A 26,762-nucleotide genomic window follows, 5' to 3' on the forward strand; every position below is an offset into this window, starting at 1 on the left:
GACTATCCGTCCGCATTTCTTGTTGACACAGGGAAGTTATTTATATACATATATGTAATATTAAGAAAACATTTCAAGTTGGCGCACTGAATACCTAGCTATCAAATTCTCTTAGGCGAATTCAACTCCCTCTAGGCGCCCTTATTTTCCATTAATTATAGTGTTAGTTTGGCGTGTAATTCCATGACTTTTTTTCTTGTGTCTAAATCTAAATGATTAGAGAAAACTAGTGAACTTAAAAATGATAGATCTTCATTTGAAAGCACAGGCGAATGTTTTGAATTGTCACTGAAATTCAGTTCTGGTGATCCTAATAAATCAAGGACGGTGCGCTGTACTTCATCAATTATTGACCAGTCTTTCTGAATGTAAATGTCAGTTGTTTTGTGTCCATTATCCACATGATTCAGAGCTTGGGCGATATGATCTTTACTTAACTTACACGTATTGTAAGCCAAATTCGCAAAGGAATGACGAGCCCAATAAAATGTCACGCCTTTAAGTTGAAGCTGTTCACACAGAATCGAAAATCCTTTACTAAGTGCTTTGTCCAGCCCTCTGTAATTGGTGTATCTTTTTTTAAAAGTTCCACCATATTTTTTAACTAAATCTGTTGCCTCGCTAACAACCTTTATGCTAATAAAGGCGTTGTCATGTCTTTGGCCTGCAGTTTTTGACCTGTTATACTCTAATCTTTCTTTGCTGCCATCAGTTAAAAAGTTGTAAAAGTCCACTGCATTCATGCCGCACATATAAATACTTAGCATGAAAAGGTCTCTTGCTAATTCTGCACGACTGCCAGGGACGCAATTGCAATCCCTGATTGATTTAATTTGTTCTATTGATAGGTTTCTTTTTCTTGTTACGGGAGGTTTAACCATCGTGTAATTAGTAAAAGGATAATGTGTGATTCTTATGAGCCCAAGATCATCATTATTATAAGTTCTTTTAGCCTCGTTAAATAAAGTACGTAGGTCTCTTGTATAGTTATATAGACTTTGATCACTTATACCTTCTTTCAAAACAGTAACCTCTTCTTTGAACTGATTTAAGCGTGTGACCTTTCTTGGCCTTCTCAAATGCCGTTCATAAAGCCTTAGAAACTGAGAAGTTATTTCTCTAATGGAAACAACATCTTTCTTGAAATAATCAACTAAGCTATTTCTTACAGTAGTATGGTTAGCTGCGGTTGCCATTCTCTTGTCCGCCCTTAATTGATCGATATGCTTGTCACAAAATTTTATAAAATCAATATCCTCATCTTTTTCCTCAAGAAAACATTTAAGCTCATCGATAGAAAATAACTGAAGGCGATCTTCTAACCCATGAATTTCCTTTCTGTAATTATCAATAAGAGTTTGAACCGATTTTTTAACGAAGACATCTTTGATCTCAAAGCCTTTGGTAAGCTGCTTCGCAGTTAAGAAAAACGGAGTATCTAAATATTTTTTTTCGCCTTTATGGAAAATGCGAATCTTGACATTATATGATCCATCATTTTTTTTATGGTGTTCATATACCTTAGCACATACAGTAGCCATTGCATAAATTTTTTGAACGCAAAAGCTTCGTGACGTATTTGTGACGCTTTTACGTTAAGTTAAACAAAAAAATATGATAATCTTAAGAAACCGACGGACGTCAGTTAAAGATAAGCGGGCACTCAAAAGTGCCCTTATGTACTGTAAAGCTCCTTTTTAGCCTTTAAAGGCAGCTTTTTTTTGGTGACCCCTCGGAGGATCGAACTCCGGACCCACTGATTAAGAGTCAGTTGCTCTACCGGCTGAGCTAAGAAGTCATTCGTTTATTCCGGGATGCAAATATAACGTTTAAAAGTACATTTTGTAACTTTTAAAGTTGACAATCTGTAATTTTACTTTGATTGATCAAAACGCCCGTTTAAGATTTACAAACAGATTAACCGAGTTAAAATTAATGAACTATAGTTCAATCTTAAAGATTCTGTTTACCATAGTTGCAGTCTTTAGGATGTGTCTTTCATGTATTTTTGACGTTATGTACTACCACACTTCATTTTCATTCCGCCGGGCTGACCTCGCTTCGCCACGCTGATGGTCTTTTTTTAGGTGCGGTAGGGTGAATCTCTAACCTCTGTTTTTAGTTGGAAGGAAATTACTATAGACTTTGTCTCAAACTAACAGATTTCTCTGGTGAGGGAATCAGATTTTGGTGGATATTTTTAAGACAACGGGCGTAAAGGGCAGCTAAAATAGATACCTATTTACCGATCAATCTATCCGCAACAATGGCCTGGAGGTCACTTCAACTGATCGTGGCAGAGACAGCCTCACGCACCGCAAAACAGATATTGGTAAATTTAGGGTGCCGTCTTTGAGGAATGTAGAAATAACCGGACCTTACATGCACGACGGCCGTTTTTATTCACTTAAACAAGTTTTAACGCATTACGCAGGCGGGTATGAAGCAACATGCCAACCTGGATAAGGAATTTCAGAAAAACGGCCGGTTAGGAATTGCTTTAACTGAAGAACAGAAAGTGCAAGTGATCGCTTTTTTTGAAAACGCTCACCGATGTCGATCTGATCAACGACAGGCGGTTTAATAACCATTAAAAAAGCACCGGCTGTTTAATTGGTGCTTCTTGTATTGTGTTACGTAGATATAACGTTAAGGCTTTTTAGCAGTCAGCACATCAATGCTGATTACCCGCATGGCGCTGCGTGCAGGCTTTTTATCACGCGGCACAATCAAACGATAAGGGCCGTAATTGGCAGCGAGGTCTTCACCGTCTTGCTTATTAGCCAATATCACCGTTTGGTCGGTAAATGCCGGATCTATTTCGGGCAGCGCGATTACCACCTGGTAACCATCGGCGGCCGATACCAGCACATACTTGGTTAATGATTTACCCCGTAACTGGTTATTGGGCACTGCTTCTGCTTTAGTCAGTATATCAAACAAGGCTACGCCCGTGTACTCGTGCTCCTTGCCATCATTCGATTTTACTTTTATACTTACCTGTTTCATCTCGGCAAAGTTGGAAGCATTGATTTTGAATGGTTTGGCCACATCGCCGCCAATGGCTACTTCTTCACTTTGTGCCATCGCTGATAGGGATGCACTTGCAATAAGGTAGAGAAGCACTAATATCTTTTTCATATTGCGTTGTTTTAATAATTGAAGGTCAGGTTGGCGAAGTAGTTCCGGCCCATTTCCGGGAAGCCTTCCACCAACTGGTAGTTCCTATCAAATACATTGTTCACGCCGCCCTCTAAGGAAAAGCCTTTCATTAGTTCGATATGTGCTTTAGCATTAGTTAAATAAAAGCTGCCTGCCTGCGTGCCGTAGCTGGTGCTGAAACGTTTTGAATTGTACTCTTCAGAGGCCAACAGGTAAAGTTTGGCTATAGGACGGTATTCTACCGAAGCGAAGACCTTATCGCGCGGAACGTCGGTAAAGAAAATGGCAGGGGCGCTTAGGTTATTACGGATAAGGTGTGTGTAATTGGCATCGGCCCTCAGGTTGCTTAGTAACTGGTAACCCAAACCGGCTTCAAATCCATAATACTCAGCTTTTCCTACGTTTTGTACTTGTGCCAGCCTGGTGCCTGTTACCGCATCGGTGGTTACATTGTTTACTGTTTGGATGCTGTTGTTGATCTTGCTGTAAAAGCCTGATGCGGTTACCGACAGTTTTCCGGCTATGTTGCCACGATAGGTAAGGTCGTAATTTAGTGCATTTTCTGCTTTCAGGTCCGGGTTCGGAATGGCAGTGCCCAGCCGGTAAGAGTAGCGGTCTTTGATGGTTGCAAAGCGGGTCTTACGCGCTACCGAAACGGAGATCACATTACTGGCATTCAGGTCATATTGTAATAGACCCTGCAGGTTCCAGGCAATATTGCTGTTATAAGGCAGATCAGACACTAACTTGGTAGTACTGTTATATTGCTCTGCGCCGTCACTCGTGCGACTCATCAAACTGATACCGGCATTGGCTTTCAATTTATGGGTAAGCTGGTAAGTGTCTTCCAGGCCAAAAGTTAAATTATTATCCGCACTGCGACGACTTGGCTCGCCAACATTGTATTCCTTATGCACATCCTTTTTGTAATGCGCGGCAATACTGAAGTTGTTGTTTTGAACGGAGGTGTTCTCGAAAATTGCACTTGCACCTAAGGTATAATCATTGTACAGGCTCCGGAAAGCGTAGGGCCTGGTAATGTTAGTATAAGTAGCATCATCATAACTGTCCAACTCGTTTTTGAAGGTGTTATAATACCAGCGTGTTTTGATGATGTTATGGCTATCCAGCTTGTTGTTACTCAAAAAGTATAAGCTCTGCGTATCCCAGTTAGGCCATTTCCAGTACCTCGGATTTTTGAACAGTGAATTTTGGGTATCTGTACCAGTGTAAACAGGCGTTCCCTTTTTACCGCGCTGGTAACTATAACCTACGGCGTATTCCTGATTTTCGGTCGGGGTAAATCCAACTTTTCCGCTTACGCCAACATCATTGCGGTAGCTGTTATCACGATGTCGGCCATTTTCAGTGCGGGTAGCCACAAAGTCCTTCGATAGCGGAAACCAGTTTTGCTTTAATTGCGACGCGGATACCTGGTAATAAAATTTATCGACCCTGCCGCCAATGTTTGTATTTAACCGGTAGCCGCCGCTTAGCCATCCGGCAACCACGTTGGCCTCAAAATGATTTGCCGGCTTGCGTGTAATGAGGTTGATTGCGCCGCCTTCTGCATTTGGGCCGTACAATACGGAGGAGTAACCTTTGGCTACTTGTATTTGTGCCAGGTTAAAAGTAGTGTACCGAGCCAGATCCACATAGCCGTCATAAGGAACATACAACGGCATGCCGTCCAGGTAAATCGGAACTTGGCGTAAATCGAAGCCGCGCACATTTACGGCCGATTCGTTACGCGGGCCAACTGCTGAAAGTGTAATGCCGGATAATAAATTCAAGGCATGGGATACGTCCAACCGGTTAAATTTGCTGATTGTCGAGCCATTAAGTTTGTCGGCACGCAGGGTGTCGTGGTAACCTTTAATCACCACCTCGCCCAAGTGAAAGGTCCGGTTACTGGTGTCTCTTGTTTGTGCTTTAATCCCCACACTTGCGATCAAGCCGATCGATAAAGCAAGTAAAGTTTTGTTCATATGCATTTGTTCGTTATTCCTTATGGTGTATAACGAAACGAAGGTAATTGTTATAATTAAGATGGAAGAGATTAAAATTCAGTCTGCGAGTTTTTATTTCTTAAGAACTGCTGAAACTCGGCATGAAACGCTTTAAACAGCGCAATCACTTCAAGTCCTTTTGGAGTAATTGCCGCTTTACCGCCACCTTTTCCGCCGCGTGAGGAGACAATTACCGGTTCTCCCAGATGTGTATTCATATGATCAATAAATTGCCATGCCTGCCGGTAAGACATTTTCATTTGCAAAGCAGCTTGCCTGATCGAGCCGGATTCCTGGATCCGCTCCAGCAGTTCCACACGCCCAGGGCCAATAACCCGTTCACCTTTGACTTCTAAGTATAGCTTACCTGTAAATTCAGTCTTTAGTTCTGTCATTATCCTACAATTATAACTATTGTGTTATATACAGGAGACTGATTTTTCTACTATTACTTAGAGATTAGTCATCAATTAGAATAGACGACAGCAAAATCTTCAGAAAGGCTCCACTTGGTGGCCAAATAGTTAGGTTATTTACTTATGGAACGCTTGAGTGAGATGTTGGGCACAAAACAATCCTTTATTCTTATTTAGTTTAATTCTAAATAATTATATCTTTGCGCCTTTAAACGTATTAGCATGAAGAAAACTCTATCCAATTTATCATTTAGCATGATCCTTACAGCGCTTACGCTGTTTACAGTTCAAGCACTGGCACAAAATACTGCTTCTGTAAGCGGAACTATTAAAACTGCCGACGGTCAACTGTTAGAAGGTGTTACCGTATCTGTTACTGGTTTAAAGTTAGTTACCTCAACAAATGACCGCGGAGAATATCGCTTTAACCGTGTTCAGGCAGGCACACAAATCATCACCACTAAGTATTTAAGCCTGGAGAGCCAGAACAAAGAAGTGACTTTGACGGCAGGACAACATACTCGCTTGGATTTTGTAATGATGGAAACATCAAAGCAATTAGAAGCGGTGAGTATTTCATCGGGCAGAGTAAAAACTTTAGCCGATAAGAAAAGCGATTACGTAGCACGCATGCCTTTGAAAAACCTGGAAAATCCGCAAGTTTATACCGTAATAAGCAAAGAGCTCTTAAAGCAGCAGATTTCCATTGATATCGTAAATGCCGTTCAGAATACACCCGGTGCGGTAGCCTATACTTTCCCTGCGGGTGGCGTTGGTATCGCTTTCAGAGGCTTTATAAGTGGTGTTAATGCCAGAAATGGTATGGAAACATCAGCCAGCCGTTCATCACTCGATATTTCAAATGTGGAACGGATAGAAGTGTTAAAAGGCCCTTCAGGAACGTTGTTTGGTTCTGCGGTTTCCTCGTTTGGCGGTGTGGTGAACTTAGTGACCAAAAAACCTTTCGATACCACCAGCGTAGAAGTTTCTTATACAGCAGGCAGCTATAATCTGAACCGGCTTACTGCTGATGTGAATACGCCGCTTGATAAAGACAAAACAGTTTTGTTCAGAGTTAACCTCGCTTCAAATAGAGAAGCCAGCTTTTTAAACTATGGCTTTAACAATACTTATACTATCGCTCCAAGCCTGATTTATAAGTCTTCAGATAAACTAACTTTTCATTTTGATGCGGAGTTTTTTAATGCCAAAAATACCCGTCGTACTTATAACACCTATACAGCAGCTTCCGGGTTAAGAACACCGGCGGAGCTTCAACTGGACTATACCACATCCATGTTCCACGATGACAACAATGGTAAAACGTCTGCTTCCAAATTCTTCGCACAGGCAGAATATATAATCTCGGGCAACTGGAAATCAACTACCTTGTTTTCATTTGTGGGTGAAGATGTGGATTACAGTTATCAATCCTATGCCAATTGGCTTTCGCCAACCCGGGCGGTTAGGCAGGTTGGCATGTGGGGGCCAATATCCAATAACTTTATCAACCTGCAGCAAAACTTTAATGGCAAGTTTTCAACGGGCGGCATCAAACATAATTTTTTAGGCGGAATAAATTACAGGTACTACGATGGTAGCCGCAGGGCGGGTGGAAATGTGGTTACACTTGATACCATCAACGTAACTTCAAACTTTGCACCTATCAGAAGGAAAGCGGTTGACGCCATAATGCCGCTATACACTACAGCTATTGCAGACCAGCAAACGCTGAGCGCCTATGCCTCTGACGTAATTAACGTAACCGATAGACTATCGGCCATGTTAAGCTTACGTGTAGACAGATTTGAACGAAAAAAAGTGGGTAATACAGCGGGCTATAAGCAAACGGCCCTTTCACCTAAATTAGGCTTGGTATATCAGGTAGTTAAAGATCAGGTTTCCCTTTTTGGAAATTATATGAACGGCTTTCAAAATCTTGCCCCGGTAACACAACCAGATGGTAGTGTACTTGTGCTTGACCCTGTATATGCCGTTCAGTATGAAGGTGGGGTAAAAGCCGAACTTTTAAATAGGAAATTAAGCATTACCGCGAGTTATTATAATATTGATATCGACAATGCTACTCGCACGGAGGCAAATTTCACGGTGCAGGACGGTAAGCAAAGAAGTAAAGGTATTGATTTTGAAGTGACCGGAAATCCGGTTGCTGGTTTAAGTATTGTTGCGGGCTATGCCTATAATGATAACCGTATTGTAAAATCATCTAACGCCGCTATCGAAGGTAATAAAGCCACCACTTCTCCGGAGAATGTTGCTAATTTTTGGGCCACTTATACCTTGCAAAACAGGCTGAAAGGTTTGGGATTTGGTTTTGGGGCTAATTACGCCGATAAAAACTTTTTTACGGCTGATAATACTTTCTACATGCCTTCTTACACGGTTTACAGTGGTACCGTGTTTTACGATCAAAGCAAGTGGAGGCTGGGTGTCAAACTTAATAATATTTCCAGTAAGAAGTATTGGGACATTGGCGGTAACTCACAGGCGCCAAGAAACGTAATGGCAAGTTTATCATTCAGATTTTAATTATAGGGGAGGGATTACCTCCCCTTTTACTGTTATTATGCTTACTGCAATTAAAAAAAGAAGCTCAAAAGCAAAAAAATCCAACTTTCGTAAAGTGTCCGAGTGGCTGCACCTATGGCTGGGTTTAACATCAGGCATTATTGTATTCATAGTATGCTTTACCGGTGGTTTATGGGTGTGGCGCTACGAAGTTTGGCGATATACCGAAAAGCATTGGTTTGTTAAGGCACAGCATAAGCCATACCTGCCTCCATCGCAATTGGTAGCGCGATCAAGAGCGTATTTTAAAACACAGCATATTACAAACGATACTTTAACCAGTCTAAAATATTGGAAACCGGGTCGGTCTGTAACCCTGAATTTTGACTTGCCAAAGCATCAGCAAGCGGAAATATATTTAAATCCATATACGGGTGAAGTTCTAAAAGATCAACGCGAACAAAGTGCGGCCGATGAATTTTTCTTGTTCGTAAGGGCGGGGCATAGGTTTTTATGGCTGCCAAAAAAAATTGGAAGTCCGGTGGTTGGTTCGGCCTGTATTATATTTGTGATTACTATGATAACCGGTTTAATATGGTGGTATCCAACAAAGTGGACCAAGAAAGCCGTAAAAGACTCGTTTACGGTGAAATGGCGGGCAAAATGGAAAAGACTTAATATTGATATTCACAATGTTATTGGTTTTTACGCCGTGCTGTTTGTGTTGGCGTTGACGTTGTCTGGCATATTTTTCTCGTTCGAATGGTTTAAAAAAGGCGCTTATCAAGTACTGACGTGGAAAACCTTATCAGAAAAACAGATTGATTCAGTATCTGACAATACAGTGAGCCAAGGCAGGTTCGCGCATCCGGAAGACGTGGTTTGGAATAAATTGATGATGAAGTATGACGGTGCGTTTGGCAGTATATCCATTAATATACCTCAAAAATCATCGTTTGCTTACGAAACCACTGTATATTTTGGCGACGGTACTTTGCTGTACAATAGAGCTGTAAATTACTTTGACCAAAATACAATGCAAGTACTGCCCCCTGTTATGCAACATCAACAACCCTATGAGAAATTATCAGCGGGCGAAAAATTATTCCGTATGAATTTTGATATACATACCGGGCAGATATTGGGGCTGCCCACCAAGATCATGGCATTTTTTGCGTGTATAATAGGCGCGAGCATGCCCATAACCGGGTTTATTATTTGGTATAACCGTAAATGGGGGCGTAGCAAAAGAAAGATGAGGGAGACTAACTAAGCTTTGAATTGTGATAAGTATTCATTATAGTCACTGCTTATATCTTTTGATGCTTTCAAAATTTATTATCAATAGATCTTCCTGACAGGAGTTAGGCCGCTTGCGACATTGCGTTCTTCTTGTTTAGGAATTGATTTTATTGAGCATTACTCTATAAGATTGGTGAACTCTTAAAAATGTAACGTTTAGCAAAATGCCTCCAGTGGAGGAGATAGGCCATTTAGTGATAACTTGTTTTTAGATGTGAGTAATTCTTTACACCCTTAATGTATTTCATCGCAACATCTTCAAATAGCCGCCTTCTTTATGAAATTACGAATAATTTTTATTTATCAATGAAGAATCCCATCAATGAATCCACGGCGTCTTGGTCCAATTCGGTAGTCACAGTATTTGTATCATTCCCAAAAATATCTGTGAAGCCTTTTACCGATAGAATTTGTTTGCCTTGCCCATCTGTTACAACCTTTGTAACATTCCCTAATATGTCTTTTGATTCCTTGTAGGTAAATTTAGGTTGGCCATGTTCATCCGTTACCAAAGTTTCTCCTCAGAATTTGCGAACAGATTAACCGGGTTAAATAAAAGTGACTATCATCAATTTAAGCATTCCTACTATACGTACATTTTCAGCAGGGGCGAAATTTGATAGAAGTATTTTTAATCGTACTATTATCATATTAAATTATGCTTTGGCTAATCGCTCGAATACAAGAACCGAAGATTTAAGCAATAATTATAAATAATATAATGGTAGACTTAAAAGGGGTAGCAAATCATGGTGTTTTATATTTATTCCTTATCTTATTAGGTATAAGTTCTTGTACATCAGATTTATCAAATGGAAAATTGGATAAGCTGTCATTAATATATGCAAGAATAGAAATCAATCAAAGTCCAACCGACAAACTCGATAATTCAGTAGCAGTAGCATTACTTGATAACGATGGGAATAGAATTAGCAATGATTCCATCCTGATTTTTGTAAACGGTATTGAAGAAAAGCTGACTCACAAACAAGGACTTTATTATACCAACGAATCGAGATATGTTTTTTTAAATGTTCCGGTGAAAGAAAAGTATAACGTTGAGATAAAATTAACAGATGGAAAAAAATATTTTTTAGGTTCGGTTAATGCATTGGCAGAAGAAAAACCCGAAAATATAGAATGTAAGGAAGCAGGAAACTTAAAGGATGATTTTGTAATTAAATGGCACGGCCTAATTGATATTGACGAACTGTCGGTATTTATTGGCATGACAGAACAAACAGAACCCAATGTGACTTCTGCGACTAAGAAAGATGAGAAAATTATAAAAATAAAAAGTAACGGAAGCTTTAAAGTTTCAAAGGCAGAATATAAAGAAGCAAAGGCGAAAATAAGTGGAATTGAGTTTAATTTCAGAACAACAAGAAATGGGACAGTAAACTCTGAATTGTTAAAAAACAGTCACATAACAATTAAGACACTTATTGAAAAATATGTATCCTTTGATGAGTGAAACTACAGCTAACATTGGTTTGCATTGAGACTCGTTTCTTACTTTGCAATTCCTCATTATACCGGGTTTTTTCGATACACAATGAGGAAAAACATATTTGAGGCTATGCTAAGGTGGAGGTATCGTGAGGGGATTAATACAAACCTATAAATAGATCAGGGTTTATAAGGATGACTATAAACCCTGATCTGTTATTATTTATTACATAGCGTACAACTCTTCGCGTTGCTTTTGTACGGCGTCGTTGTTTATGTAGTCATCATAATTCATCATTTTATCTATTTGACCGGAAGGGGTAAGCTCTACTACACGGGTTGCCACGGTTTCGGTCAGTTCATGATCTCGCGAGGTGAACAGGATAGTGCCTTTAAAATCTTTCATGCCATTGTTCAATGCCGTGATCGATTCCAGGTCCAGGTGATTGGTAGGTTCGTCAAACAGCAGCACGTTGGGCTGTTGCAGCATCATGCGGCTAAACATGCAACGCATTTTTTCACCACCCGATAATACGGTCGCTTTCTTCAATACTTCCTCGCCCGAAAACAACATACGGCCTAAAAAGCTGCGGATAAACTGCTCGTCCTTATCGCCGGTTGCATATTCGCGCAACCAGTCTATCAGGTTCTCGTCCTTGCCTTTAAAATAATCGGCATTATCTGCCGGAATATCTGCCGGATTAATGGTAACGCCCCATTTAAAGCTACCAGTAAAATCGGTATCGCGGCCGGTTAAAATATCGTAAAATGCATTGGTAGCTAAACTGTTTTGCGACAATACAGCAACCTTGTCACCTTTACCTATCATGAAATTAACGTTCTTGAATAAAACCTCACCGTTCAGTGTCTTGCTCAAGTTTTCAACCTGCAAGATCTGGTCACCGGCTTCGCGGCTTTGCTGGTTAAACATAATAGCCGGGTACTTACGGTTAGATGGTTTGATCTCATCCAGGTTAATTTTATCCAGCGCTTTTTTACGGCTGGTTGCCTGTTTTGATTTGGAAGCATTGGCGCTAAAGCGGCTAATGAATTCCTGTAACTCTTTTACTTTCTCTTCAAGCTTCTTGTTCTGGTCAGAACGTTGTTTTAAAGCCAGCTGGCTCGATTGGTACCAGAAGGTATAGTTGCCTGTATATATCGTAAGCTTACTAAAGTCAATATCCACCACGTGTGTACACACGGTATCTAAAAAGTGCCTGTCGTGCGATACGACGAGCACAATAGCCTCATAACCGGCCAGGAAATCTTCCAGCCAGCTAATGGTATGAATGTCCAAATCGTTGGTTGGCTCATCCAGTAGCAAAATATCGGGTTTGCCAAAAAGGGCCTGCGCTAATAACACACGTACTTTTTGCGTGGCGTCCAGTTCCTTCAGCAATTTATAATGTGAGTCTTCTTTAATGCCCAGGTTGCTCAGTAGGGTAGCGGCATTGCTTTCGGCGTTCCAGCCATCCATTTCGGCAAAAATGTTTTCAAGCTCACCGGCACGTTCGCCATCGGCATCTGTAAAATCTTCTTTCAGGTAAATGGCATCTTTTTCTTTCATGGTATCATAAAGCTCTTTGTGCCCCATTAATACCGTTTCTATTACCGGGAACTCATCAAACTCGTAGTGGTTTTGTTTTAACACGGCCATACGCTCGCCTGGTGTAAAACTTACCGAACCTGTACTTGGGTCAATTTCGCCCGAAAGAATTTTCAGAAAAGTAGATTTACCTGCACCGTTAGCGCCAATAATGCCATAGCAGTTGCCTTGCGTAAATTTAAGATTTACATCTTCAAATAAGGTGCGCTTTCCATAGCGCAATGATAAATTGGAAACTGTAATCATGCCGTCCCTGTAAAAATATATTGTGCAAAAATACGGTAAAAATGCCACAATTACGCGCTTTGGGCAAGTAATTCGACAGTATTCCCCATTTTTGGGGGGCTAATGAAAGACACGTTTACGAAGAAATGAATTTCAATTTTATAACGCCGTTTAAGTTTTGTTATGAACTTTTATAGCAGTTAGGAATATTGCTGAAATAAATGGAAAAGTGTTTTGAAAAAGGCCTTTTCCGAACTAATGGAGCACTATTTGCGTTTAACTATGTATAAAAGATACAAGTTATGTTAGCAGTTATCGTAGGATTAATAGTTGTAAATGTAATAGTTGCAGGTTACAACGCTCAGAGCAAAAAAGTTATTTAATTCATCTTCCAAACGCATGCAGTTAAACTGGTATTGCGTCGATCTATAAAAACATTCAACGGGCCTGGTTGCTATAACCATGCCCGTTTTTTTATTCTGTTAAAATCTATAAATTTAGCGTCCCCACTCGGCAGGGTTAGCACGCCACTGTTGTAGCAGGTCCATGCTTTTGATGTTAATATATTGCTTTTCTTCGGCAAACTTCAGCATGGCATTGTAGTTTGAGAGGGTAATGTAACGGCACTTGGCTTTTTTAAAGTTTTCTTCGGCTACATCGAAACCGTAGCTGAATATAGCCGCCAGGCCGGCCACTTCGTAACCGGCTGTGCGCAGGGCATCAACGGCCTGTAAGCTGCTTTTTCCGGTAGAGATCAAATCTTCAATAACCACAATACGCTGACCGGGCATAATTTCGCCTTCGATCATATTGCCTGTACCATGCTCTTTAGGTTTAGAGCGAACATATATAAACGGTAAGCCTAACTCCTGGGCTACCAGGGCACCCTGCGGTATACCGGCAGTGGCCACACCTGCAATGCAACCTACCGAGCCAAATTCTTCCTGAATTACGAGGCTTAGTTTTTGACGGATGTAGGTACGGATGGCCGGATAAGACAACGTAACACGATTATCGCAGTATATGGGTGATTTCCATCCCGAAGCCCATGTAAAAGGATTGTCGGGTTGTAATTTAATTGCTTTAATTTGCAACAGGAATTCAGCCACTTGCTGTTCAATCTCATTTTTATTAAACATGGCACTAAAATACAGAATTTATATCAACCAAAAGGTGGTTTTGATCACAGAATCGGCCCCTGCACAGGTTGAAATGTACGAACAGCTTGACCAGCAATCGTTTGATTTGAAAACGTTGTACAATAAAATAATAGGAAACAATCCAAAGTTGTACTATTACGTTTTGTGCGATGATGCCAAGGCTTTTCTTAAAAAAGTGATGAAAAGCACTACGCTTATTGAGGCAGCCGGCGGGTTGGTAAAGAACAACAAAAAAGATTACCTGTTCATTTTCCGCAATGGTAAGTGGGATCTGCCTAAAGGGAAACTCGAAAAAGGGGAGAAGCCCAAAGAAGGTGCCGTACGCGAGGTGGAAGAAGAATGTGGTATAGCTATTGACGAGTGCGGTAAAAAAATAGTGAACACCTACCACGTTTATACCATTAAAGGCGAGGTGGTGCTCAAGAAAACGCACTGGTACAAAATGAAGTATAAAGGCAAAGCCAAATTAAAACCCCAAATAGAGGAAGGCATAACCGATGTACGCTGGATGGGCCGCAAGGATATTGACCTGGTGGCAGGAAATACGTTCCCTTCTATTATGGACGTGTTGTTGAAACGTGATTTGCTTTCAGATATTCCAGCGCCTCTTTCGGAATAAACTGGCTTACATCGCCGTTGTGCCGTAATACTTCGCGCACAATGGTAGAGCTAATGGAGGAGTAGCCTGGTTTACTTACAATAAATATGCTTTCAATATCGGGGGCCAGGGCGTGGTTCATTTGCGCAATGGCCTTTTCATATTCAAAGTCAGATACCGTACGTATACCGCGAATCATGTAACCTGCGTTTATGCTCCGGCAAAAATCTACCGTTAAGCCCTCGTAGGCAATAATGTGTATTTTAGGTTCCAACTCAAATACCGCACGCAGCATTTCCTGCCGTTGTTCAATACTTAAAAAACTTTGCTTCGAGCTGTTTACCCCAATGCCTATGTACAACTTGTCGAACAAGCTTAACGACCGCTTTACGATATCTACGTGCGCTTTGGTAATAGGGTCGAACGAGCCGGGGAACAGAGCAATCTTCATATAGGTTAATTAGCTTATAGCAAAGTTATATTTAATTTCTGATTTTTGTTTCCGAACTTCAACACCCCCGGCAACCATACTTTACCTTGCCAAGCATTATGCAGCAACTGATACACGAAAATAAAACCTTTGAGAAAGTAGTTTACACCGGCGAACTCATCAGGGGGCGCGAGTTTCAGGATTGCACTTTTAAGCAGTGCGACCTTTCCAACAGTGAGTTTTCGGGCAGTAAGTTTATCGATTGTGTTTTTGAGGGCTGTAATCTTTCCATGTTAAAAGTAGGCAATACCTCCCTGCAAAGCGTAACGTTTAAAGACTGCAAAATACTGGGCGTTAATTTTCATGAGTGCAGCGATTTTTTGTTCAGCGTAGCTTTTGAGAACTGCATCATCGACTTTGCCTCTTTTAGCGGTAAGAAAATGGCGAAGACCAATTTTGTGAAATGTTCTTTGAAAGAGACCAGCTTTGTGCAAACTATTTTAACAGGTTCTAAATTTGAACAATGCGATCTATCGGGCACCCTATTTAACCGCAGCGATCTCAGCAGCGTTAACTTTGCTACCGCTTATAATTACACCATCGATCCCGAGATCAACACCATGAAGAAGGCTGTTTTATCAGCTGAGGGATTAGCCGGACTATTATTGAAACATCAGCTAAAGATAGTTTAGGAATATAAAGCCAATGTGATAACGAAGTTGCAGCCCGCAAGGATGATTATCTAAACATGTGAGGTTGCAACCCTCACAATAACAACTTAAAAAACTTGTCATTTTGAACGATAGTGAGAAATCTTGTTCAAGTTGCAAAGTAATATACAAGCATGGAGTAACAGGATTTTTCGTTAATATTCGAAATGACAGGTTAGGTTTGGTTAATTGACATTCGTTTTGTCATCTCGAACGATAGTGAGAGATCTTGTTCGAATTGCAAAGTAATATACAGGCGTAGAGTAACAGGATTTCTCGTTAGCACTCGAAATGACAGGTTAGGTTTTGATTAATAGAATACTCACCTTTTCATCTCGAACGATAGTGAGAGATCTTGTTCAAATTGCAAAGTAACATACAGGCATGGAGTAACAGGATTTCTCGTTAGCATTCGAAATGACATGTTGGGTTTTGTTAATTGACATTCATCTTGTCATCTCGAACGAAAGTGAGAGATCCTGTTCAAATTGCAAAGTAATATACAGGCAGGGAGTAATGGGATTTCTCGTTAACACTCGAAATGACAGGTTGGGTTTTTATTAATTGACATTCATCTTGTCATCTCGAACGATAGTGAGAGATACTGTTCAAATTGCAAAGTAACATACAAGCATAGAGTAACAGGATTTTTCGTTAGCCGCGAAATGAAAGCAGTTAAATTTACTCCGCACTTTGATCCTTGCTCTCCGCACCTTCTTCCTCCTTCATCTCAAAAAATGAGAATGACGAATGGCCGTAGCGCCTTTGCACGGTAAAGTTGGGGTGGTTGCTCAGGTTTTGCATGCTTTGGTGTTCTACAATGAGCATACCGCCGGGCAGCAACAGGTTTTTATCAAAAACAATTTTAGGCAGTTCGGGAATACGGTTAAGGTCGTACGGAGGGTCGGCAAAAATAAGGTCGTACTGCTCGGTTTCTATCTCCAGGTATTTAAATACATCGGCCTTAAAAGTATTTATTTGGGTAAGCCCATGCTGACGGGCCGTATCTTTTACATAATTAACGCAATGGATGCTGCGGTCTACCGCGGTAACGCTTTGGGCATAGCGCGATGCAAACTCCAGCGCCAGGTTGCCTGTACCACAAAAAAGATCGAGTATCTTTAAGCCTTCCAGGTCTATCTGGTTTTGCAAAATGTTAAACAGGGCTTCTTTGGCCAGATCGGTAGTGGGCCTTACAGGTAGGTTTTTAGGCGGGTTAAGCCGCAAGCCTTTTAAGCGTCCGCCAATGATGCGCATAGCGGTAGGGCAGTAAGGGCCAGCAACTGGTGGGCAGGCAAAGTTTGAGGTATGTTGGCCACACGCAGCGGCGTTATTTCAATCGCCTTAAACATATCGTTCAACAGCGGACTAAAACGCTGGTCGTCTGTTTCAACCGCACCGCTTAATACTACGGTGATCAAAGACAGATCGAGTTTTAATTGCTGGCAGGCAAACACGGTGTAGTAGGCCAGTTCATCTTCGTGGGTATACTCAAAGGTATTGTACAAATGCAACTTTTCCTGCCTGAAATAGGCCAGGTCAAAACGGTCATCAAATACCTGTAAAAACACTTGGTGTTCTGAGGGCGCGTTGGCGGCAATGGTCTGTATCCAGCCCGAAGCTGCAAAAACTACCTTTTGCAGGTCGTAACGTGCGGCTGCAGTGCTTAATTCTTCATTAGCTTTAAATATGACCTGGTTATACTCGTCGAGCGGCTGGGCAAATACACTGTCGGCAATGCTTACATCCAAATAGCGGGCGGCCTCAGTTGCTGTAACGGTATCAAATAATTCTTCGGGTACTAAGGTAAACCAGGGGCTGCTTATACCGGTAACTACATCGTGGTAATTAAAATCAAGCACTTCCTGTACCTCGCTGCCGGGCTGTGTTAATTCGCTCAGCGGTGCGGTTTTACGCCACACCATTAACTGCTGCCCCTGCATTATTGCCAAATTATAGCTAGCGTGGCCAAGCAGTAACAATAATGTATAATTACCGACAGCCGTGTGGCTAAAGCCAGGGTCAATGTAATGATATAAAGTATCGTTCATGAGTGATGCGCAAAAGTAACTATTTTTTCATTGTTTTGTTATGCCTGTAGTTTCAAAAACACTATGTCCCAGTCCGAACAGATCAGTAAAGCCTTTCCGCACCAGCCTGCACCTCAGCAACAGGAGCTGTTTGGCCGCCTCCATACTTTTTTGCAGAGTAATGAGGGATACGAGTGTTTTTTGCTCAAAGGTTACGCTGGTACGGGTAAAACCACCATCCTTAGCGCCCTGGTAAAAGCATTGCGCAGTTACAATTTAAAATCGGTTTTACTGGCCCCAACAGGCCGGGCTGCCAAGGTAATTACGGCTTATTCGGGCCGGAAGGCTTATACCATACACAAGCGCATCTACCGTAAAAAATCGGCCATGAACGTGGATGAATCTTTTATGCTGGCCACCAACATGGCCGAGGATACGCTATTTATTGTGGATGAAGCATCCATGATCTCAGATAGCATTAGCGGCAACAACTACGAGACCCTGCTTAAGGATTTGATAGACTACGTGTACAACATGAAGAACTGTAAGCTGATGCTGGTGGGTGATACCGCGCAGCTGCCGCCCGTAGGTTCTGACCATAGCCCAGCGCTCGACGGTCCGCTGTTACATGAGCAATTTGGCCTGCATGTGTTTAGTTATGAACTAACCGACGTTTTGCGGCAGCAAAAAGACTCGGGCATATTATACAACGTAACCGCTGTGCGCGACCTCATACGCCTGGAGCAGGAAACCTATCCGCAAATTGTGACCAAGGGCTACAAAGACGTTTACCGCATGACGGGCGAACGCCTGGAAGAGGGCCTGAATTATGCTTACCAAAAATACGGACACGATAGCTCTTTAGTTATATGTCGTTCCAACAAAAACGCCAACCTCTACAACCGGCAAATACGCAACCGTATATTAATGCGCGAAGAAGAACTTACCGGCGGCGACCAGATTATGGTGGTACGTAATAATTACTTTTGGTTGCAGGAACATGAAGAAGACAGCACCGGCTTTATTGCCAACGGCGATATTGCCCGTATTAAAAAAGTGCGCCGTTTTGAAGAATTGTACGGCTTTCGCTTTGCCGATGTGCAACTGGAGTTTATAGATTATGCCGAAGACCCGGTAATTGATTGTAAAGTACTGTTGGATGCTTTATACGCTGATGCGCCTGCCTTACAGTCGATAGATCAAAAACGGTTTTACCTGGAAGTAATGAAAGATTACGAGCACATTCCTAACCGGCGCGATAAGTTGAACGAGTTAAAAAAGAACCCTTATTATAATGCGCTGCAAATTAAGTTTGCCTACGCGGTAACCTGCCATAAGGCGCAGGGAGGGCAATGGGAAGCGGTATTTGTAGACCAGGGCTACATCACCGACGAAATGTTGAACACCGATTTTTTACGCTGGTTTTATACTGCTTGCACACGGGCAACAACCGAGCTGTACTTAGTGAACTTTAACGAGAAGTTTTATATGGCGCCTGAAGAATAGCTTATGCAGAAACTAAAAAAGCATTTATTAAACTCTCTATTTAATAAATGCTTTTTCAGGTAAGGTTCTTGCAAATTAAATCTGTCCTTCAATAATGAGGGTCTTTAATTTGGAAAAATACTACTACTACTAAGTACAATACTGCAACAAATGCAGCAACTGTTGTAAATACCTGTTTCATAACTTAACAAATAATTGGTTAATTAATACACAATACTGTACACCTGCTTTACAATTACTTTACCAAAATATAGGTAATTTCCAAATTGGTAAATAATTTAACTCATTAATGTATTATGTATAATTAATAAATCTTATGCTTGCTAAATGATTAAAAAGGCAAAAACGCCTGTTGTACACTAATTTACACAGTGTGCCCATTGAGGGGAAGTTTGAGGACAAAACAGAACATCCAGTTTAGGCAGTTAGTGTATCCTGGTTAATTAGCTGCGGCAGCTTTATGGTAAACACCGAGCCTTTGCCTTCCTCACTTTCCACTTCAATACGCCCGTTATGTTTCTCTACAATCTGCTGCGAAATGCTCAAGCCCAACCCGGTCGATTTTTCGCCTTTCAAGCCTTTACGCCCTGCTTTAGAAAACCGGTCGAATATCTGCGGCAGCATTGTTTCGGGTATACCCATACCCTGATCTTTTACCGTAACTAAAATATGAGCACTTTCAGTGTTTACGGTAAGCTCAATAGGCGCGGTAGCTTTCGAAAATTTGGCTGCGTTGCTAATGAGGTTATCAATTACGCGGTGAAATTTTTCCTTATTAATTTCGGCAAAAACCGGGTATGGCGGGGCGGTTAAGGTTAAAGGGTTTGTAAAATCGCTTACCCGCTGCCAAACCTGTACCATATCGGCTAAAAAATTGTTCAGGTTAACCTGCTCTTTGGGCATGGTGTCGCTGTTATCGTTGCGGGCCACTTCCAGCAAATCGTTAATAATGGCTAATGCCTTATGGCACGACGCTTTGATCATATCCATGTTTTCCTGCGTGTCTTCATCAATTTCGTCCATTTCAGTAAGCAGTGCTATTGATTGTATGGCTGCAATAGGGTTACGCAGGTCATGAGCAACCATGCCCAGTACATCGTTTTTAAAGGCGCCGGCTTTCTCAATTGCTCCGTTTTTTTCTTTGATGATACGGTATTGCAGGTATTGGTCGGCCCGGTAAGTGTAGATATGGCGCGATATAAAGAAGAAGATGCCCGATAGAACAGCAAGTAACAACTCACTGTACAAAATTTCGGTAGGGTCGGCCTGTACATATAGTAGGAGAAGCGTAAACATAACCATGTTAACAACGGTAAGCAGCAGCGTTTCCTGGTACTCCAGCGTGTACACCGCAGCCACGGCAATAAGCGCTACCAGGTAAATAATAATGCTGTGCGAAGGATCGGAAGTGGCTATAAAGTTGAACAGCATGCCGCAGGCCAGCAGGTATATGCAAAACAATACGATATAAAAAAGCGAAAGGCCGGTGCTTGTATTCTTTTTAAGATAGTTTGCCATGAGCTGCCGGCCAACTAGGTAGAAAATAGGGGTAATGCACAGGCAAGCCAAATTCGCTAAGTTAAATTCCGGGTAATTGTGAATACGCGTTAATCCGGAAGGCAATACCATAACGCCTATGCGGATCATTACATTCAAAATAAAGAACAGGATACACGCCGCCCGCGCCGTATGGAGGTTTTGGAGCATGTAATATTTCTGATGACCAGTGCGGTAATCAGGCGGAATACTTTTAAAATAATAAGTGTTCAAGGGCAATAGTTATAATTCAAAATTAATGGTTTTAAACAAATGAGGAATAACTTTAAGCCTTATGTGATAAATTTCTACATTATTTAACTGGTTATTAATCAGTGTTGTTGTTTACGGAAAATAGTGCCGGCTTCGCTGATCAACCGGTCATCTGTTCGTACGGTTACATCAGCCATTAATGGAGTATTGGAACTATATAAATTGGACAAAATGGCGCTTAAGATTGTTTTTGCCTGACTTTTTTTCATTAAAAGTGTTGTGGCAAGTAGTTTGAATAAGCTATAGTATCATGAATTTTAACAACTTTACCATCAAAGCCCAGGAAGCCGTACAGAAGGCTTCTGAAATAGCAACCGGTAATCAGCAGCAGGCTATAGAAACCGCCCATTTGCTGAAAGGCTTGTTACTGGTTGATGAAAACGTGATCAGTTATTTATTAAAAAAGCTGAACGTAAATATCAGTCGTTTAAACAGTACGCTGGATGCCCAGATAGAGGCTTTTCCAAAGGTGAGCGGCAGTAATATTTACTTCTCGTCTAACACCAATACCGCCCTGCAAAAAGCGCAAAACTATTTAAAAGAATTTAAAGACGAGTTTGTATCCGTAGAACATATTTTGCTGGGACTTTTATCAGTAAATGATAAAGTAAGCAGCGCCTTAAAAGATTACGGCGTTAATGAAAAGGACCTCAAAAGTGCCATTAACAGTCTGCGTGGCGATGCCAAAGTAACCGGCCAAAACGCCGAAGCTACCTACAACTCGCTCAATAAATATGCCCGTAACCTGAACGAGTACGCCGAATCGGGCAAGCTGGACCCGGTTATAGGTCGCGACGAAGAGATCCGCAGGGTGATCCAGATCCTGAGCCGCCGTACCAAGAACAACCCGGTACTGGTAGGCGAGCCGGGCGTGGGTAAAACCGCTATTGCCGAGGGTATTGCTTTCCGTATCATTAAAGGTGATGCACCTGAAAATTTAAAAACTAAAACCGTGTACTCCTTAGATATGGGTGCGCTGGTAGCCGGTGCCAAATACAAAGGTGAGTTTGAAGAACGCCTGAAAGCGGTCATTAGCGAGGTTATCAAAAGCGACGGGGAGATCATTCTCTTTATTGATGAGATACACACGCTGGTAGGTGCCGGTGGGGGCGAAGGCGCTATGGATGCTGCCAATATTTTAAAACCTGCCCTGGCCCGCGGCGAACTGCGCGCCATTGGTGCCACTACGCTTAACGAGTACCAGAAATATATAGAAAAGGATAAAGCCCTGGAACGCCGCTTTCAACGTGTAATGGTAGAAGAGCCTGATGCTGCCGATGCCATTTCTATTCTGCGAGGCTTGAAGGAGCGGTATGAAGCCCACCACAAAGTGCGGATTAAAGATGAAGCCATTATAGCTTCGGTAGAAATGTCGCAACGGTATATAGCCGACAGGTTCTTACCCGATAAAGCCATCGACTTAATGGATGAAGCCGCCTCAAAACTGCGCATGGAAATGAATTCCGTACCCGAAGCGGTAGACGAGCTGGAACGCCGTATTATGCAGCTTGAAATTGAGCGCGAGGCTATTAAACGCGAAAACGACGACCGCAAGGTGAACGAGTTAAGCGAGGTAATTGCCAACTTATCTGCCGATCGCGATTCGCTGCGTGCCAAATGGCAGAGCGAAAAAGATTTGGTAGACGGCATCAACCTCAAAATTGAAGCTATAGAAAACTATAAGCAAGAAGCTGAACAGGCCGAACGTGCAGGCGATTATGGCAAGGTAGCCGAGTTACGCTACGGTCGAATAAAAGATACCGAAACTGAGGTAGAAAAGCTGAAAGCCGCCCTGTTAGAGAACCAGGCAGACAGCCGCATGCTGAAAGAAGAAGTTACCGCCGATGATATTGCAGGTGTGGTTTCCCGCTGGACAGGCATCCCGGTTACTAAAATGATTCAAAGCGAGCGCGAGAAATTGCTGAGCCTGGAAGATGAACTGCATAAACGCGTGGCCGGTCAGGAAGAAGCCATTGAAGCCATTAGCGATGCTATACGCCGTAGCCGTGCCGGTTTACAGGATAAAAGAAAGCCTTTGGGTTCGTTCATCTTTTTAGGAACTACCGGTGTTGGTAAAACCGAGCTGGCTAAAGCACTGGCCGAGTACTTGTTTAACGATGAGCAATCATTGGTACGGATAGATATGTCGGAGTACCAGGAACGCCACGCCGTGAGCCGCTTAATTGGTGCCCCTCCGGGCTACGTGGGTTACGATGAGGGCGGACAATTAACCGAAGCCGTGCGCCGCAAACCTTACAGCGTTATCTTGCTGGATGAGATAGAAAAGGCACATCCCGATGTGTTCAACATCCTGTTGCAAGTGCTGGATGATGGCCGCTTAACCGATAACAAAGGCCGCGTGGTAAACTTTAAGAATACCATCATTATCATGACCTCCAACATTGGCTCGCATATTATCCAGGAAAACTTCCAGGGTTTTGAAGAGAGCGATAAGGAAGAGGTAATGGCTAAAACCAAGACCCAGTTGTTCGAGTTGCTGCAAAAAACCATCCGTCCGGAGTTTTTGAACCGTATAGATGAGATCATTATGTTTACGCCGCTGGGCCGTAACGAGATTGCCGAAATTGTGAAACTGCAGTTTAAAGGCTTGCAACACACGCTCGATGAAATGGGTATCCAGATAGAAGCCACTGATGAAGCTTTAGACTGGCTGGCCCAACTGGGTTACGACCCGCAATACGGCGCCCGCCCGCTCAAAAGGGTAGTTCAGAAAAAGATCCTGAACGAGTTGAGTAAACAAATACTGGCCGGCAAGGTAGACCGCGACAGCAAGATCAAACTGGATATGTTCGATAACCAGTTCGTATTCCTGAACGAGTAAAGGCTCGTCCTCCGGTTAAGGAGTCATTATATATACAAGGGAGCTGCATTTGATGTGGCTCCCTTTTTTGTTTTAGACCACTTGCCATTTAGAGGAACGTAGCAGTCTTAAATGACAGGTACATTGGTGACTTTTCTATTCACAGGTCGCTTCGTCAATCGCAATGATGTGTTATGTGGGTTATCAGCGGTTACCCAGTGTTCTGATTAAATTAGCGCTGCTGATTTTTCACGAGAGTATTACACGAACTAAATGTGTGTTTTTATGCTTTTACAGTTTAAGTATTATTTTATTGAAAAAACAACCTGAAATATTATCTTAGGTGGCATTATGAAGCTGTATTTTATCTTATTTGCAATTATCTTAATAACATCTTCATGTGATGTAGATACTAACTCATCAAGTACTGAGGAAGACGAGGAAACGAACTGGAAATATGATAAAACAGAAGATAGAATGACTTCAGATACTGTTTATTTCGCGACAACATATAGTGATGACAGGTTGTACTTTGGTTACTATAGAAAATCTGAAAATGCTGTTAGTCCAGAGTTAACTATCCGCAAAAAAAATAACGTTAATGAAGTGATGGTATCCGTTACTCACCCCTTAAAATCAAATTACAATGGTAGATTTTATACTGATGATGATGAGATTTCGATTAGAGTAAGATTTGATAGTCAAAAGCCAGAAGAATATACGTGTTCTGGAACAGAAGGTGGAAGCGGCGGCATTGTTTTTATAGACTCCGCTACAACTTTCATAACCAAGCTAAAAAAATCTAAAAAACTTTTAATCGAAGCCGAGTTTATTGCCAATTCAGCCGGTGAAGTAATTACCAATCACCGTGATAAATCGATAGTTGCAATACCTCCTGCGGGAAATAAAACAGAAATAATGGAATTTGATATTGCCGGTTTAGAGTGGTAACTGTAAGTAAACTGATACTTTCGTTTTCCGCAGGGGATTCTCATTTAGGAGGTAAAGCGATCCACTATAGCTAAATTGGTGCCTTTTTAAGTAGGGATTGCTTCATACCCCGCAATGACGGGTTCATAAATTTCTTAATAGTATTTGGACTGCTTCTAAATAGTCTTATATTTGCCTGAGTAAGATATGACTGGGGTAAAAACTGCAATTGCTACTAATTTCACCGAGGTGTTTAACACCAAAGCGGGCACTGTGTATCAAAACGACCGCGAATGCTGCTGGTATATTGATTTTGCCGGTAAACTGGTACGGTTCGATTACCGCGGTTTATTAAAACTCAAAAAATCAATTTACCGCGTTGACATCGAAGCCGCCCTGCTCGACAGCAGCAAGGCACCCGAAATAGAAATGGTGTTCATCTGCGCCTGTAATCATTGCTATTTCTTAAACCTCTTACAGATCATCTCTCTTAAAGACTTATTAGAAGGTACCTTCGCCATGCTCGAACTCAACCAGATCCTGCACGACAGGCTGAGCAGGGTAGTTTGTTAGATTATAGAATATAGATTCAAGAATCCAGATAAGCGCCACAATTTGCTATCTTCAACATATACTCATGTTAATTTCTGTATTCTTGATTCTTTACTCTGGAGTCTTTTCTCCCTCTCTTAATTAGACTTATTTCATATTGCGTATAAATACTGTTAGTAACATTTATAGCACTATTATTGTATGTATTGTTATACGTACAGCTTAAACTGTAAATTTATGAAAGATATCATGCGCATTAAGTGTCTATTGTCTGAAGACATCGAAACACTTTTAAACCAACAGATAAAAAAAGAGGCTCATTCTTCATCGTTGTACCTGGCCATGTCGTCGTGGTGTAACCGTAACGGGTTCGATTACTCGGCCGATTATTTTGCTAAACAGGCCGAAGAAGAACGCTATCATCAGTTAAAATTATTTAAATATGTGCTCGATATGGGTGGTAACGCCGTATCGCCCGAAATTACAGGCATTAAACAGGAGTTTACCGCTTTCCGCGAGGTATTTGAAGATGCCCTGGAAGCAGAAATAGCTATTACCCAATCTTTCAAAAACATTGCTGCTACCTGTATGCGTGAGCAGGACTTTGTTACTTTCGAGTTCCTGAATTGGTTCTTTAAAGAACAACGCGAAGAAGAATATAAAGCCCGCCGCGCACTCGAATTGTTCGAGGTTATTGGCGAAGAAGGTACCGGTCGCTGGGAAATTGATAAGCACGTTAACAAAATTAAATACGACAGCGAAGCCGCAGGTTAATAGAAATTATAAAGTTACAAAAGCCGATGCAGTAATGTATCGGCTTTTTTCGTGAAATTAATTTCCTGTCATTTCGAACGATAGCGAGAAATCTTGTTCGAATAGTTAGGTGCTGATTAGCTCGGTTTAGTGCGTTTTAAACTTTATTTAGTGCTCACTTCGTCTCGCTCATTGCCGCGAGAGGCTACTACTTTTGTCTTAGCCACAAAAGTAGCAAAAAGACCAAGCCATCGCAATCCCTGCCTTTGCCCGCATGGCCAACTCCCGGCCGGGTGCGCTGGCGGGCCTACGCTTTTTTTTGGTAGTAGTGTTGCCGAACAACGCTACTTTTCTCTTATGTCTTGTTTCAATTCCCTCCCTAGGGAGGGCAGGGAGGGGTTTCTCAAAGCGGATCACCAATCATGCGTGTCAAACCCCTCCCTGCCCTCGCACTATCCAACCGCACCCCTCCCCAAGGAAGGAATTATAAAAACAAGAGATTAGTTCCCTCCCTAGGGAGGGCAGGGAGGGTTTTCTCAAAGCGAATCACCAATCATGCGTGTCAAACCCCTCCCTGCCCTCGCACTATCCAACCGCACCCCTCCCCAGGTAGGTATTATAAAAACAAGAGTTTCAATTCCCTCCTCGGGGACTACGGTGTACCCACAAGTATAAGCTGTATTTTTGCGGATGCAGAATGCGGATTACAGAGATAGGTTCGGAGATAAACGGATAGAGCGCCGGGGTGAAGAACTACATAAAAGA

At 41.9% G+C, this 26,762-nt stretch carries 20 protein-coding genes and 1 tRNA gene; 10 read left to right on the plus strand and 11 right to left on the minus strand.

Going from position 1 to position 26,762, the window contains the following annotated elements:
- Positions 1-155 precede the first annotated feature (155 nt).
- The 5 genes from IEV61_RS20095 to IEV61_RS20115 form a co-directional block, all read right to left on the minus strand.
- Positions 156-1,541, minus strand: coding sequence for a phage integrase SAM-like domain-containing protein (locus IEV61_RS20095; protein WP_188418870.1), 1,386 nt, complete (start codon positions 1,539-1,541; stop codon positions 156-158).
- Between the two features lie 181 nt (positions 1,542-1,722).
- Positions 1,723-1,798 (minus strand) — tRNA-Lys (locus IEV61_RS20100).
- Positions 1,799-2,649: 851 nt separating this feature from the next.
- Positions 2,650-3,141 (minus strand): molybdopterin-dependent oxidoreductase, encoded by a 492-nt coding sequence (locus tag IEV61_RS20105; RefSeq protein ID WP_188418872.1) that lies wholly within the window; start codon positions 3,139-3,141, stop codon positions 2,650-2,652.
- 11 nt (positions 3,142-3,152) lie between these two features.
- Positions 3,153-5,150: a TonB-dependent receptor plug domain-containing protein gene (locus IEV61_RS20110; RefSeq protein WP_188418874.1), complete on the minus strand. Its 1,998-nt coding sequence runs from the start codon at positions 5,148-5,150 to the stop codon at positions 3,153-3,155.
- 71 nt (positions 5,151-5,221) lie between these two features.
- Complete coding sequence (locus IEV61_RS20115) at positions 5,222-5,566, minus strand: winged helix-turn-helix domain-containing protein (protein ID WP_188418876.1); 345 nt, start codon at positions 5,564-5,566, stop codon at positions 5,222-5,224.
- A gap of 243 nt (positions 5,567-5,809) precedes the next feature.
- Between IEV61_RS20115 and IEV61_RS20120 the strand changes: the two genes are divergently transcribed.
- The 3 genes from IEV61_RS20120 to IEV61_RS20130 all read left to right on the plus strand — a co-directional run bounded on the left by IEV61_RS20120 (position 5,810) and on the right by IEV61_RS20130 (position 10,892).
- Positions 5,810-8,137 (plus strand): TonB-dependent receptor, encoded by a 2,328-nt coding sequence (locus IEV61_RS20120; RefSeq protein WP_229747230.1) that lies wholly within the window; start codon positions 5,810-5,812, stop codon positions 8,135-8,137.
- 37 nt (positions 8,138-8,174) lie between these two features.
- On the plus strand, positions 8,175-9,389 hold the full coding sequence (locus IEV61_RS20125; protein WP_188418878.1) for a PepSY-associated TM helix domain-containing protein: 1,215 nt from the start codon (positions 8,175-8,177) through the stop codon (positions 9,387-9,389).
- Positions 9,390-10,139: 750 nt separating this feature from the next.
- Positions 10,140-10,892, plus strand: coding sequence for a hypothetical protein (locus IEV61_RS20130; protein WP_188418880.1), 753 nt, complete (start codon positions 10,140-10,142; stop codon positions 10,890-10,892).
- A gap of 201 nt (positions 10,893-11,093) precedes the next feature.
- Here the strand turns inward: IEV61_RS20130 and IEV61_RS20135 are convergent, their stop codons facing one another.
- Both IEV61_RS20135 and pyrE read right to left on the minus strand, forming a co-directional pair.
- A complete protein-coding gene (locus IEV61_RS20135) occupies positions 11,094-12,719 on the minus strand; it encodes an ABC-F family ATP-binding cassette domain-containing protein (RefSeq protein WP_188418881.1) in 1,626 nt (541 codons plus the stop codon).
- 476 nt (positions 12,720-13,195) lie between these two features.
- On the minus strand, positions 13,196-13,837 hold the full coding sequence (gene pyrE / locus IEV61_RS20140) for an orotate phosphoribosyltransferase (protein ID WP_188418883.1): 642 nt from the start codon (positions 13,835-13,837) through the stop codon (positions 13,196-13,198).
- Between pyrE and IEV61_RS20145 the strand changes: the two genes are divergently transcribed.
- Complete coding sequence (locus IEV61_RS20145) at positions 13,836-14,477, plus strand: NUDIX hydrolase (protein WP_188418885.1); 642 nt, start codon at positions 13,836-13,838, stop codon at positions 14,475-14,477. The genes pyrE and IEV61_RS20145 overlap by 2 nt on opposite strands.
- Here the strand turns inward: IEV61_RS20145 and coaD are convergent.
- Entirely contained in the window at positions 14,416-14,907 is a 492-nt protein-coding gene (coaD, locus tag IEV61_RS20150; RefSeq protein ID WP_188418887.1) for a pantetheine-phosphate adenylyltransferase, read from the minus strand. The genes IEV61_RS20145 and coaD overlap by 62 nt on opposite strands.
- A gap of 98 nt (positions 14,908-15,005) precedes the next feature.
- On the opposite strand from coaD, the gene IEV61_RS20155 reads away from it, so the two are divergent.
- The gene (locus tag IEV61_RS20155; protein WP_188418889.1) at positions 15,006-15,578 is read left to right on the plus strand and encodes a pentapeptide repeat-containing protein; all 573 of its coding nucleotides are present in this window, start codon (positions 15,006-15,008) and stop codon (positions 15,576-15,578) included.
- A 699-nt stretch (positions 15,579-16,277) separates the two neighbouring features.
- Here IEV61_RS20155 and IEV61_RS20160 read toward each other — a convergent pair.
- Together IEV61_RS20160 and IEV61_RS20165 are read right to left on the minus strand one after the other, a co-directional pair.
- Positions 16,278-16,853 carry an RsmD family RNA methyltransferase gene (locus IEV61_RS20160; protein WP_188418891.1) on the minus strand — a complete coding sequence of 192 codons (576 nt, stop codon included), beginning with the start codon at positions 16,851-16,853 and terminating at the stop codon, positions 16,278-16,280.
- The gene (locus IEV61_RS20165) at positions 16,829-17,647 is read right to left on the minus strand and encodes a DUF3822 family protein (protein WP_188418893.1); all 819 of its coding nucleotides are present in this window, start codon (positions 17,645-17,647) and stop codon (positions 16,829-16,831) included. The genes IEV61_RS20160 and IEV61_RS20165 overlap by 25 nt, the downstream gene beginning before the upstream one ends.
- 63 nt (positions 17,648-17,710) lie before the next feature.
- Here IEV61_RS20165 and IEV61_RS20170 point away from each other — a divergent pair, with 63 nt between their 5' ends.
- Positions 17,711-19,132 (plus strand): ATP-dependent DNA helicase, encoded by a 1,422-nt coding sequence (locus IEV61_RS20170; protein WP_188418894.1) that lies wholly within the window; start codon positions 17,711-17,713, stop codon positions 19,130-19,132.
- A 417-nt stretch (positions 19,133-19,549) separates the two neighbouring features.
- On the opposite strand, the gene IEV61_RS20175 is transcribed toward IEV61_RS20170, so the two are convergent.
- A complete protein-coding gene (locus IEV61_RS20175) occupies positions 19,550-20,902 on the minus strand; it encodes a sensor histidine kinase (protein WP_188418896.1) in 1,353 nt (450 codons plus the stop codon).
- 289 nt (positions 20,903-21,191) lie between these two features.
- Here IEV61_RS20175 and clpB point away from each other — a divergent pair, with 289 nt between their 5' ends.
- From clpB to IEV61_RS20195, 4 genes are all read left to right on the plus strand, one after another.
- Positions 21,192-23,783 (plus strand): ATP-dependent chaperone ClpB, encoded by a 2,592-nt coding sequence (clpB, locus tag IEV61_RS20180; protein ID WP_188418898.1) that lies wholly within the window; start codon positions 21,192-21,194, stop codon positions 23,781-23,783.
- A 330-nt stretch (positions 23,784-24,113) separates the two neighbouring features.
- Positions 24,114-24,713 (plus strand): hypothetical protein, encoded by a 600-nt coding sequence (locus tag IEV61_RS20185; RefSeq protein ID WP_188418900.1) that lies wholly within the window; start codon positions 24,114-24,116, stop codon positions 24,711-24,713.
- Between the two features lie 186 nt (positions 24,714-24,899).
- Entirely contained in the window at positions 24,900-25,265 is a 366-nt protein-coding gene (locus IEV61_RS20190; protein ID WP_188418902.1) for a hypothetical protein, read from the plus strand.
- Positions 25,266-25,481: 216 nt separating this feature from the next.
- Positions 25,482-26,018, plus strand: coding sequence for a ferritin (locus IEV61_RS20195; protein ID WP_188418904.1), 537 nt, complete (start codon positions 25,482-25,484; stop codon positions 26,016-26,018).
- The last annotated feature ends 744 nt before the right edge of the window (positions 26,019-26,762 follow it).

Source organism: Mucilaginibacter galii (genome assembly GCF_014635825.1).
Classification (GTDB): Bacteria; Bacteroidota; Bacteroidia; order Sphingobacteriales; family Sphingobacteriaceae; genus Mucilaginibacter; species Mucilaginibacter galii.